This is a genomic window from Synechococcus sp. R6-10 (genome assembly GCF_047461815.1).
Classification (GTDB): domain Bacteria; phylum Cyanobacteriota; class Cyanobacteriia; order Thermostichales; family Thermostichaceae; genus Thermostichus.
Map to the genome: position 1 here is coordinate 1 of NZ_JANSHW010000027.1, position 11270 is coordinate 11270.

At 59.1% G+C, this 11270-nt stretch carries 10 protein-coding genes; 5 read left to right on the forward strand and 5 right to left on the reverse strand.

Annotated features, from left to right (window positions below):
* Window positions 1-86 precede the first annotated feature (86 nt).
* From era to NW837_RS00840, 3 genes are all read left to right on the forward strand, one after another.
* Complete coding sequence (era, locus tag NW837_RS00830) at window positions 87-1178, forward strand: GTPase Era (protein ID WP_414328836.1); 1092 nt, start codon at window positions 87-89, stop codon at window positions 1176-1178.
* Window positions 1179-1415: 237 nt separating this feature from the next.
* The gene (locus NW837_RS00835; RefSeq protein ID WP_414328837.1) at window positions 1416-2546 is read left to right on the forward strand and encodes an aromatic ring-hydroxylating oxygenase subunit alpha; all 1131 of its coding nucleotides are present in this window, start codon (window positions 1416-1418) and stop codon (window positions 2544-2546) included.
* A gap of 98 nt (window positions 2547-2644) precedes the next feature.
* Window positions 2645-3247 (forward strand): glutathione S-transferase family protein, encoded by a 603-nt coding sequence (locus NW837_RS00840; protein WP_414328838.1) that lies wholly within the window; start codon window positions 2645-2647, stop codon window positions 3245-3247.
* Window positions 3248-3258: 11 nt separating this feature from the next.
* On the opposite strand, the gene NW837_RS00845 is transcribed toward NW837_RS00840, so the two are convergent.
* The 3 genes from NW837_RS00845 to der form a co-directional block, all read right to left on the reverse strand.
* Window positions 3259-4515, reverse strand: coding sequence for a BMP family lipoprotein (locus tag NW837_RS00845; protein ID WP_414328839.1), 1257 nt, complete (start codon window positions 4513-4515; stop codon window positions 3259-3261).
* Window positions 4516-4603: 88 nt separating this feature from the next.
* A complete protein-coding gene (smpB, locus tag NW837_RS00850) occupies window positions 4604-5068 on the reverse strand; it encodes an SsrA-binding protein SmpB (protein WP_011432891.1) in 465 nt (154 codons plus the stop codon).
* 23 nt (window positions 5069-5091) lie between these two features.
* Entirely contained in the window at window positions 5092-6471 is a 1380-nt protein-coding gene (gene der / locus NW837_RS00855) for a ribosome biogenesis GTPase Der (protein WP_011432890.1), read from the reverse strand.
* A gap of 160 nt (window positions 6472-6631) precedes the next feature.
* Between der and NW837_RS00860 the strand changes: the two genes are divergently transcribed.
* Window positions 6632-7828 carry an aspartate aminotransferase gene (locus tag NW837_RS00860; RefSeq protein ID WP_414328840.1) on the forward strand — a complete coding sequence of 399 codons (1197 nt, stop codon included), beginning with the start codon at window positions 6632-6634 and terminating at the stop codon, window positions 7826-7828.
* Window positions 7829-7831: 3 nt separating this feature from the next.
* Here the strand turns inward: NW837_RS00860 and NW837_RS00865 are convergent, their stop codons facing one another.
* Window positions 7832-9040: a Coenzyme F420 hydrogenase/dehydrogenase, beta subunit C-terminal domain gene (locus NW837_RS00865; protein WP_414328841.1), complete on the reverse strand. Its 1209-nt coding sequence runs from the start codon at window positions 9038-9040 to the stop codon at window positions 7832-7834.
* A 5-nt stretch (window positions 9041-9045) separates the two neighbouring features.
* Window positions 9046-9603, reverse strand: a complete 558-nt coding sequence (locus NW837_RS00870) for a molybdopterin-dependent oxidoreductase (RefSeq protein WP_414328842.1) — start codon at window positions 9601-9603, stop codon at window positions 9046-9048.
* Between the two features lie 446 nt (window positions 9604-10049).
* Here NW837_RS00870 and lgt point away from each other — a divergent pair, with 446 nt between their 5' ends.
* Window positions 10050-11189, forward strand: coding sequence for a prolipoprotein diacylglyceryl transferase (gene lgt, locus NW837_RS00875; protein ID WP_414328843.1), 1140 nt, complete (start codon window positions 10050-10052; stop codon window positions 11187-11189).
* Window positions 11190-11270: the final 81 nt, after the last annotated feature.

An 11270-nucleotide genomic window follows, 5' to 3' on the forward strand; every position in this document is an offset into this window, starting at 1 on the left:
TTTGGGTATTCTACTCAAAGCTTTGCGGGATACCGCCATTCTGTTTGGAAACAAACAGAATGCTATCGCTGCGTAGTTGAACAGTGATGTTCAGCAGTGTTCAGCGTAAATGTATCAGCGCCGGACATCCCTATTCTCCTTCAGACGGGAGGGATCCCTCCCCTGAGGGACAGGGATCCATTGGCGACGGCGGGACAGAGTCCTCCGCTGCTGCAGCAGAAGGGGAATCGGCGCCCGGTCGTGTCAGCAGTGGGGAACTGTCTGCGATCCCGGCTGCCCCGCCAGGGTTTAAGTCGGGGTTTGTGGGGCTGATCGGGCGGCCCAATGTGGGCAAGTCCACCCTACTCAACGCCCTGGTGGGACAAAAGATTGCCATCACCTCTCCCGTGGCCCAGACCACCCGCAACCGCCTGCAGGGGATCCTCTCCCTACCCCAAGCCCAGATCATCTGGGTGGATACCCCTGGCATCCACAAACCCCACCACCGCCTGGGGGAAATCTTGGTACACAACGCCCAGGCAGCCATTGCCGCTGTGGACGTGATCCTCTTCGTGGTGGATGGATCGGTGCCGGCAGGACGCGGGGATGCTTTTATTGCCGAGCGGATCCCTGCTGCTTCCCCCTGCCTGATCGTCTGCAACAAAGCGGATCTGCTTCCTCGGGATGCTGCCGTGCGCCAAGCTCACCAAGAGAGCTACCAAGCCCTGCGCCCCGGCGCTCCTGTCGTTTGGGTGTCTGCCTTGGATCCCAGCAGTTTGACACCCCTGATCCAAGCCACCATCGATCTGCTGCCCACCGGCCCCTACTACTACCCGCCGGATCTGGTGACGGATCAGCCGGAGCGGTTCATCATGGCGGAGCTGATCCGAGAACAGGTGCTGCTGCAGACCCGCGAGGAAGTGCCCCATTCCGTGGCCGTGACCATCGACCAGGTGGAAGAAACCCCCAACGTCACCCGCATCTTGGCCACCCTCTATGTAGAGCGGGACTCGCAAAAGGGGATCCTCATTGGCAAAGGGGGGGAAAGGCTCAAGCAGATCGGCCAGGCAGCCCGCCTGCAGATTCAAAAGCTGATCCTGGGCAAGGTGTACCTGGAGCTGTTTGTCAAGGTGCGGCCCCACTGGCGGCGCTCTGAGCACCTTCTGCGCGACTTGGGCTACAGCGCTACGCCCCCCTAGCGGGAATAAGCCATTTGCGTCAGCAGGACGGAGTTCTTATGCCCCCCTCTCCCCTTGTGGGTAGGAGACTGGGGTATTTGCGCGAGCAGCACAGCGTGCTTGGGGGGAATGCTTCAAAAATGCCTTAAAAATGCCTTGGATCTGCTTGGAATAGATGCCGGATGGGATCCCTGCGTTAGCTTGGATAGCAAAGCCTCTGGAGTCCCACAGCAGTTTTTCTTATCGCTGCTTTGCCCCATGACCGCTTTCTATCCCGCTACTGTTCAACCGGGCGCCCGCACCCTGCCGGGCCACTACTACGTCTCCTCCAGCCGCTTTGAGGCGGAGATTGAGCAGATTTTTTATCGGCAGTGGTTCTGCGTGGGGCGCAGTGCCGATCTGGCCCAACCCGGAGACTTTTTGCAGGTGCAGGTGCTCAGAGAAAGCCTGATCCTGGTACGGGATCCCAAGGGGCAAGCCCATGCCTTCTTCAACCACTGTCGCCATCGAGGAACCCGACTCTGCAGCGAGCTCCAAGGCCATTTTGCCGATGGGATCCCTTGCCCCTACCACGCCTGGCGCTATGGGCTGGATGGACAATTGTTGGCGGCTCCCCAGATGCACGAGGTGGAAGACTTTCGCCGTGAAGATTATCCCCTCCACTCCGCTGCCTTGGCAGAATGGGAAGGCTTCGTCTGGGTCAACCTCAGCCGCAATCCTCAGCCCTTCGACGAGGTTTTTGCCCCATTGCAAGGCCGCTTCCGAGAGTGGAACCTGTCCGCTCTGCGGCGAGGCCATCGTATTGAATACCACGTTCAAGCCAATTGGAAATTGCTGTTTGAAAACTACTCTGAGTGCTACCACTGCCCGCTCATTCACCCAGAATTGGCCCGCCTTTCGCCGGCTCGCAGTGGTCGCAACGACTTGATGGAAGGCCCCTTTTTGGGCGGCTACATGTTGCTCAATCCAGATGTGACCAGCCTAAACATGAGTGGCCAACGCAGCTTGCCCCTGATCTCCACCGTGCGCGGAGAAAACCAACGGCGGGCCTACTACTACACCCTTATGCCCAATCTATTCTTGAGCCTGCAGCCGGACTATGTCATGACCCACACTCTGTGGCCCCAGGGATCCGACCGGACGCGGGTTGTCTGCGATTGGCTGTTTGAGCCGGAGACCTTGGCGCTGGATGGTTTTGATCCCAGCGAGGTGGTGGAATTGTGGGATCGCACCAACCGACAGGATTGGCACCTGTGCGAGCTCACCCAGCAAGGGGTGGGATCCCGTGCCTATGAAGCAGGGCCTCTTTCCCATGCAGAAGGGTTGCTGCAAGCCTTTGGGCGGGAATACCGCCGGCAGATGCAGGAGTTGGAAGAACAAAGCTGCTAAAGAAGTGTTAGGGACAGAGGGTTTTTGTTGATTGGGTTGCCGTTGGCGTTGTTAGGACGAAGTTCTTTGTAAGGTGCTTTGGGCTGAGGTTAACCACAATGTTGCGACTGTACGGGATCCCAACCTCCGGAAATTGCTACAAAGTGGAATTGCTCCTCAAGCAATTGGGGATCCCCTATGAGACGGTTGAAGTCAACTCCAGGGCCGGAGAAAACCGCCGCCCCGAGTACCTGGCCAAAAACCCCCTGGGCCAGATCCCGGCTTTGGAACTGGAAGATGGAACGGTCTTGGCCGAGTCCGCCGCGATCTTGGTCTACCTGGCAGAAGACACCCCCCTCTACGGCCAAAACAAGTTGGAACGGGCCGAGATTTTGAAGTGGTTGCTTTTTGAACAAACCCGCATTGCCCGCTACATCGCCACCACTCGCTTCTGGGTGCGGGCCGGCCAAGCAGAGGCCCATGCTGACGCGATCGCCCAGAACTTGAAATCTGGAACAGAGGCCTTGGAGATCATGGAAGGCCACCTGCAGGGGAAAGCATTTTTTGTGGGCAACCGCTACACCATCGCCGATCTCGCCCTTTTCACCTACACCCATGTGGCGGAGCAGGGTGGGTTTGACCTCAAGCCCTTTCCTCAGATCCGAGCCTGGTGTCAGCGGGTGAAAGAAACCGACCGGTTCTTCCCCCTACCCGGAGCATGAAACATTTTCTCCTAATTGCTGGCTCCCTCCATGCCCTCTAGCAACTGGCCCAGATACCAAATCTCGACCTCGCTGGCCACATCTCCCTCAGCCAAGAAGGGCGTGCCATCTTGGAAGTTGAGCGGCCCCTTGAAGAGCTGAATGCTGCCATTCCCCAAGCCGGCGATGAACTCCTCCAACTTAGCCCTATCTTCTGGCTCCAGGGCTTCTCCCATGATGAACCCTGCCGAAGACGTGTCCGGGTTGTTGATATCCGACCAGTCGATGGGCGGACGCAGGAATTGGCTCTCGAAGGTGCCCGCGCGAGCTGCCTCGATCAATTGCTTGTATCCTGGCCCCCAGTTGTAGTAGGAAACCCCCAGGCAAATTTCGGGCGCGAAGTTGCAACCGCTGGCCAGGCCGTAGTGGGTGTAGCGCACTCGCTTTCCGACCTCAGCAGCCCGCTTGCCTTGCACCGCCGCCTCCGGCGTATCCAACCCCGACATCACCACATCAAAGCCGCTGTTGTAAAAGTCATCGGCAACCTTGCTTGGATCCAAAGTAACCCCTGGAATGTTGAACCAGAAGCCAATCCAGGTCACCCGGAACTGCAACTCTTCAGGACGATCTCGGTAAGTTTCCCAGCAGTATTTGGCCCCCAAGTAAGCAGCAGCAGCGTAACGGCGGGTTTCGTCGTTGATCAGAGGCCCCAACAGGCCAATTTTGCCGGTTTCGGAGCCCAGGGCTGCAGCACAGCCAGCCACCATGCGCATCGCTTCCATCTGGGGCATGATGTTGGCCAAGTTGGGCAGATCGATGTAATTTTTCCCCTCCTTCCAGGCCATGTCCCCAGAAGCATGGATAACCGCAATCTCGGGATGCTTGCGGGCCGTTTCAATCGCGTCGTCTTTGTGGTCATCAGAAGTAAAGATGATAACCTTGGCCCCTCGGGCGATCATGTCATCCGCCACCTGAGAGGCGCGCACATTGGGCCGATCCGCTGGGTTCACCTTGTCCAGGTAGTCAAACTGGAGGCCGGGCAACTTGGCCTTGACATATTCGCTGCCCTCCACATGGGCCTGGCTCCAGCCGCCATCCTGCATCGGCCCCACCAGCACCATGCCCACTTTGAAGGTCTCTTGCGCTGTTGTGGGGGTGGATCCCAGTAGAGCGGCGACTGCCAGGCCAATAGCCCAGCCTCTCGAGGGAGAAAAAGCGCGGGTAAGATTCCAGTTCACAGGCAGCTCCAACAGAACAGGGATCCAAAGCCGGAAGACTACATCCATCATCGGGATCCCGCTGCAGATCGCTGTATCTGAGAATACAAAAAGGCGCTTGGCAAACGACGTGGAAGCCAGCAGGGGCTCAGGGAGAAATTTATCGTTCCTTCAGTTCCCGCTGAATCTCCCGCTGGGTTTGCCGCTCTTTGATTGCCTGCCGCTTGTCGTGGAGCTTTTTGCCACGGGCTACGCCCAGATGGGCTTTGATCCAGCCGCGGTTGAGCACCAGCTTGAGGGGAACCACGGTCAGGCCCTTTTGTTCCACCAAGCCCCGTAGGCGGTCGATCTCGCGGCGGTGCAGCAGCAACTTGCGGCGGCGGGTAGGGTCGTGGTTAAACACTTTGCTGGCGGTGTCATGGGGGGAGATGTGCAGATTGTGCAGCCATGCTTCCCCATCCCGAAAGAGGGCAAAAGCGTCTTGCAGGTTGGCTTTGCCCGCTCGTATCGATTTCACCTCTGTGCCGGTCAGTTGGATCCCGGCCTCATAGGTCTCCAAGATGTCGTACTCGAAGCGGGCGCGACGGTTGTCAACCAGGGTTTTGACGTTGGGATCCACAGCCATAGGCTTTCAGTAGACCAGAGGGCCTAACGAGAGGTCAGGGATCTCTCCAATTTTCGCACCGCCCGCCCAACCAAGCGCTCGGATTTGCCGCGCCAGAGAAAGCGAATGGGGGTACCGGTAAAGTCCAGGTTTTGCCGGAAGTGCTTTTCCAGGAAGCGGCGGTAGTTATCCTTAAACAAATCGGGATCGTTGACAAACAGAACAAAGGTGGGGGGCCGATCCGCCACCTGGGTGCCGTAGTAAATTCTGCCCTGCTTGCCCTGGCGGTTGGTGGGGGGCGATTGCCAGGCAAGAGCATCCTGGAGCACTTCGTTGACCACAGCGGTGGGAACCCGTTTGCGGTGGGCGGCCACCACGGTATTCACCTGCTCAAAGATTTTGTGGGTGCGTTGCCCAGTGAGGGCGCTGACAAACAGGAGCGGCGCCCATTCAATAAAGTAAAGCCTGTCGCGAATCTCGCGGGTGAACTCGTTGATGGTGTGGGTATCTTTGTTTTCTACTGCATCCCACTTGTTGACGACGACAACGCAGGCGCGGCCCTCTTCTTCGATGCGCCCGGCCAGCCTCTGATCCTGTTCGGTAACCCCCTCCAAAGCATCGATCACCAGCAGCACTGCATCCGAGCGCTGGATGGCCTTGAAGGCCCGGTTGATGCTGAAGAACTCAATGCCGTACTGCACGCGGTTTTTTTTGCGGATGCCGGCGGTATCGATGAGGCGATAGGGCTGCCCTTCCCAGGTGACCACGGTGTCGATGGCATCGCGGGTGGTGCCGGAAATGGGGCTGACGATGGCCCGCTCGGATCCTACCAGGCGGTTGAGCAGGCTGGATTTGCCGACGTTGGGCCGTCCCACAATCGAGACGGCGATGGGATCTGGCTCGCCTGCGGCTTCTGCGGTCACTTCGGGCAAGTGAGCCAGCACCGCCTCCAACAGCTCGGCTACCCCATTGCCATGGATGCCGGAACAGGGGATCGGATCCCCCAGCCCCAGCTCCCAAAAGGCTGCTGCCTGAGCCAGGCCCATCTGCCCCGACTCGCACTTGTTTACGGCCACCACCACCGGCAGGGGTTGTTTGCGCAGCCAATCGGCCACTTCTACATCGGCGGGTGTCAGTCCCTCTCGGCCATCCACCACGAAGATCACGGCCTGCGCCTCGGCCATGGCTGCCATCGCTTGCTGGCGAATGTGGGGCAGAAATTCGCTGTCGTCGCCAAAAACCAGGCCGCCGGTGTCCACCACCCGCAAGCGGCGCCCGTTCCACTCCACCTCCTGGTACAGGCGATCCCGGGTCACGCCGGGCTCATCGTGCACAATGGCCGAACGCACCCCCGCCATGCGGTTGACGAGGGTAGATTTGCCCACGTTGGGGCGACCCACAATGGCCACAAGAGGTAGGGGCACTGTTGGCTCGTCGATAACTTGGGATATCTATCCTAGCTGTTCGGGATCCCGGATGCCCAAAGCCGCCAATCTCGATCATTGCTTTGGATGCAGGTCTGGCGGTAAGTTAGGTACCTATCCTCCCATCAGGCACCGGCTGTGCCCCTTCCCCATTCTTGCCATGAACCGCGCTCTCGTTCCCGCCCAGCGGCTGAACAAGCTGCCCGCCTATGTCTTCGCCCGCTTGGATGAGCTGAAGGCCCGCGCCCGCCAGCAGGGGTTGGATTTGATCGATCTGGGCATGGGCAACCCCGATGGTCCCACCCCACAGCCGGTGGTGGAGGCGGCGCAGGCGGCCATTGCGGATCCCGCCCACCACGGCTACCCGCCCTTTGAGGGCACGGCCAGCTTCCGCCAGGCGATCACGGATTGGTACTGGCGCCGCTACGGGGTGGAGCTGGATCCCAATGGAGAGGCGCTGCCTTTGCTGGGATCCAAAGAGGGGCTGACCCACCTGGCTCTGGCCTATGTGGATCCCGGAGATCTGGTGTTGGTGCCCAGCCCTGCCTATCCAGCCCATTTTCGCGGCCCCATGATTGCCGGCGGGCAGATCTACCCGATGATGCTGCGCCCGCAGAAGGGGTGGTTGATCGATCTGCAAGAAATACCGCTGGAAGTGGCCCAGCAAGCGCGGGTGCTCTACTTTAACTACCCCAACAACCCGACGGCGGCAGTTGCGCCCCGCTCTTTTTTTGAGGAGGTGGTGGAGTTTGCCCGCCGCTACGATCTCATCCTGGTGCACGACCTGTGCTATGCCGAGTTGGCTTTTGACGGCTACCGGCCCACCAGCCTGCTGCAGATCCCAGGCGCCAAGGACTTGGCAGTGGAGTTCCACACCCTTTCCAAAACCTACAACATGGCCGGTTGGCGGGTGGGATTTGTGGTGGGTAATCGCCAGATCATCCAGAGCTTGCGCACCCTGAAAACCAATCTCGACTACGGCATTTTTGCCGCCATCCAAAAGGCCGCCGAAACTGCCCTGCGCCTGCCGGATAGCTACCTGGAGCAGGTACAAGAGCGCTACCGCTGCCGGCGCGACTATCTGATCGGCCGCCTAGCGGAGTTGGGCTGGCGGATCGAGCCGCCACGGGCGACGATGTATCTCTGGATCCCTACCCCTCGCACTGCTGATGGCACCCCCGAGGGATCAACAGAGTTTGCCCTACGGGTTTTAGAGTCCACCGGGGTGGTGGTGACTCCCGGCAGCGCCTTTGGAGAAGGGGGAGAAGGCTACGTGCGGATTAGCTTGATTGCCGATTGCGAGCGCATGGGGCAGGCCATCGATCGCTGGGCGGAAGCCGGGATCCGCTACTGCTGAGCCTCAGTCTTGCGGGAGTTGGTACTGCTCCACAATCCGCCGGGCAAAGGGGGGCACGTGCTGCTCTAGCTTGTGCGGATAGTGGCGGCGCACATAGAGGTAGTTACGGGTGAAGTGGGAATCGATGGAAAAACGGGCATATTCCAAACCGCGTGGCCCAAACCGCTCGATCACCGCCCCCATGATCTGGGCCAACCACATCGGTAGGGTCAGGGCTTGATCGTAGGCTGGGATCCCCTGTTGCACTGCCGCCCTCCGGGATCCCTGGGAGATCACCGGTTGGGTTTCCAGCTCTTCCCAAACCAAGTCCAGCAGCTCTTGCCCCCGCTGATTGCGCACCAGCAGCCACTGCCAGCCCAAGGGGGATCCCATGTAGCCCACCACCAGATCCGCCAGAGCATTCACATAGTCAAAACAACTGAGGCAGGAGGGGGCAAACACGTCCTTGAGTTCTTTGGTCTTGAGGCCGAAGAAGGGCACCTTTTCCACCGAGCCATCTTCGTGTTTGAAGTGGATGTGGAAGTCTTGCATAAACTCGTAGTGCACCACCGTCTGTGGGGAGCGGCTGGTGGTTTCTAGAAACTTTTGCAGCCCGGCGCGACTGACATTGTCCACACAAGGCGTGCCCAACACATACAGCTTCTCTAGGCCCAGTTTTTTTTCCACCGCCCGCAAAGCCTGAATTTGGCAGCCCACCCCGATCACCAATAGGCGCTTGAGGCCGCTTTGCTCCACCTGCTCCAACACAGACAAGTTGGGAGAAAGAGTTGGCTTGTTAACTCGCGCCGCCCAGACCGCTTCGGGGGTACGGGCCAGGATGGGCCGTGGCTGAAAGCGATCCCGCTCATCCGCCTGCACGCACACCACCCCTTCCACCAAGCCAGTGGTGAGGGCCTTCATGCCAATGCTGCTGACAATGCCCGTCCACTGGGCCCCCGGGATCGGATCCCGCTTGCGGGCTGTGTACATCGCCTCGTAGACACCGAAGTAATCGGTATCAGTGACGGCAAGGGATCCTGAGCGCAGCGATTCCCGGGATCGCCCGTGGGTCTGTTCTTCCAACTGGGTCAGTTGCTGGTCCAAGAAGGCACAGGCTTCTTTGACGTGGGCCACGTAGCGGGTATCGCAGAGGCCGCACTGGCTGCACAGCTCTTTGGCCGGATAGCGGCCGGAACGGATAGGCCGGGCTGGACGCGGTGAACGGGATCCCATGATTTCTAGTGTTTGCGTAAGCGGAATGGAGTCCAATGGATCTTTTGAGCTTTGCTATTTAAGCTTTCTTTGAGATCTAAAGACACAGGCACCTCAGGCGTTCGCAGCAACGGCAACCAAGGTGCTCTCTTCAGTTTGCGGCCAAAACGGCAGATAGCGGCAAAGAACTTCGAGGGATCCCTGCTAAAGGAGCGCAAAATTTCAGAGCCTCTATAGATTGCTGTAGCGTTCTTCGGCCCAGGGTTCACCGCCCATGTAGTAGCCGTTGCTCCCCCAAAAGCCCAGCTGATCTCAGGGGGGAAACTCCAGGCATATGGGTGAGGGATCAAAGTGCGCACCGGCCCTACCGGGAGCGGTTGTCCTTCCAGGGTATGAACCAGGTAGTTTTCGGGGCGGATGAACTCCTCCAGAGTCAGGTTGGTGGTGTAGCCGCCATAACAGTGTTGCATCACCGCCTTGGCCTCAGGAGCAATGGATACCAACTGCAACCCATCCGGGATCCACACCCCTGTCCAGTTGACATCCTCCATCTCCTTTCGGTACAACGCAAAGACTGGAGACACGGCACAGCTTGCCCACTGCTGTCGCCCCCATCCAGCCCCACCACTTGGCCGGTGTACTCCGTCATCCAAGGCTTGGTACTGCGCTGGAGTGGCCTTGAGGAGTTTGGCATCTCTGACCAGCGTGGGTGTATCTTATCGCAGGTCTAACAGGGCAAAAGCCGTCCTGGAAGGGCAGGGCTTTGGACCTAGCTTTTTGGTAAAGGTATGGGCTCTAGGGTGGAATCTTGTCCGTGACGGGCCTGTAGGATCGGGTCAACCGGGAACGAGGACTGGCGCTGCTTCAGGATCGGGGAGAATGGATCCCTGTTGGAGCCTGTGAATGGCTGCCGGGGATAGGGGAGAAGAGCCCGGAAGGAACTCCGTCCCGCTAACCCAAGCGGGTGAGGTTGATAAGGCCGACTGGTGGAACTGAGTTGAGCAATTTTGGGGTGCAGAGCGTGTTGTCGATGAACCTATGGAGTGCAGGGCTGTTGGGCCTTACCTTCAGCTCACCTGGAGAATTTGTCTTCCGCTTTCCCCCCGGCACCCCGCTGGTGGGAGGGCTGGGCCTACGCTGGTATGGCCTATTGATGGCAGTGGCCGTGTTGGTCGGCTTGATCTTGACCAAAGCGTTGGCAGAATCTCGTCATCTAGAGAAAGAGCCTGGCAAAGCCAGTGAACGAGTGGAGCTACTGGCCCTGTGGTTGGTAATATCTGGGTTTCTGGGCGCCCGCCTCTACTACGTCCTCACCCACTGGTCAGAGTTCCAAGACAACCCCCTCTCGGCCTTTGCCATTTGGCAGGGGGGTCTCATCATCCACGGTGGGGTGTTGGCCGGCGCGCTTGCCCTTTACCTCTATTGCCGCACCACCGGGATCAACGGCTGGAAGTACGCCGATGTGCTCACGCCGGGGTTGATTTTGGGCCAAGCCATCGGGCGCTGGGGCAACTTTTTCAACTCTGAGGCCTATGGTGCCCCTATTCCCCCGGACAGCCCTTGGCCGCTGCGGGTGTACATTCCTCCCCAAGCTCGCGAGCCGGAATACAGCCAGTTTGAGTTTTTCCACCCGATCTTTTTCTACGAGAGCATCCTCAATCTGGCCCTGTTTGCTCTGTTGATGGGGATGTTCTGGCGATTCCCCAAGCTTAAGGATGGCACTTGGGTTTGGACGTATGTGGTCGGCTACAGCTTGATTCGCATCCCTTACGAAATCTTGCGCGTGTCGGCGGTGGCCTATCTGCCGGGAACTTCCATCAAAGCCGCCTATGTAGCCAGTGGCTTGGGCTTGGTGATCGGGATCGGCATGTTGATCTACATGTACCGGCTGCGCTTCGACCCCGATTTGGAACAACTGGCAGCGTGGTTATCGGAGCAAGCGGGATTAGCGCCAGAAGCAGCCCAAAACCTTCTGGAACGGGCTTGGGCTATTCAACAGAGACATCGCCGCGCCGACCTGTTGGATCGTGTCACCCTCGCCATGCCCCACTTTCCCGGCACCCTTGCCCCTCACCTGTCTCTTGGCCAACGGGAGCTGCTCATGCGGCAACTGTTTTGTCGCCTGGAAGGCAGGGATCCCTCTGAGGAAGGGCTGGCCCAAGCCAGTTAGTGCCGTGGCCATCAGGCTGAATCAGGGTCATTCCCTCACCCCCAAGGAGAAAGCAGGGCCAGGGAGCAAAACCTTTAGGCC

Bases quoted from the DNA above. Each gene is read 5' to 3' on its own strand.
- era (WP_414328836.1), top strand. From the start codon at position 87: ATGTTCAGCAGTGTTCAGCGTAAATGTATCAGCGCCGGACATCCCTAT.
- NW837_RS00835 (WP_414328837.1), top strand. From the start codon at position 1,416: ATGACCGCTTTCTATCCCGCTACTGTTCAACCGGGCGCCCGCACCCTG.
- NW837_RS00840 (WP_414328838.1), top strand. From the start codon at position 2,645: ATGTTGCGACTGTACGGGATCCCAACCTCCGGAAATTGCTACAAAGTG.
- NW837_RS00845 (WP_414328839.1), bottom strand. From the start codon at position 4,515: ATGATGGATGTAGTCTTCCGGCTTTGGATCCCTGTTCTGTTGGAGCTG.
- smpB (WP_011432891.1), bottom strand. From the start codon at position 5,068: ATGGCTGTGGATCCCAACGTCAAAACCCTGGTTGACAACCGTCGCGCC.
- NW837_RS00860 (WP_414328840.1), top strand. From the start codon at position 6,632: ATGAACCGCGCTCTCGTTCCCGCCCAGCGGCTGAACAAGCTGCCCGCC.
- NW837_RS00865 (WP_414328841.1), bottom strand. From the start codon at position 9,040: ATGGGATCCCGTTCACCGCGTCCAGCCCGGCCTATCCGTTCCGGCCGC.
- lgt (WP_414328843.1), top strand. From the start codon at position 10,050: ATGAACCTATGGAGTGCAGGGCTGTTGGGCCTTACCTTCAGCTCACCT.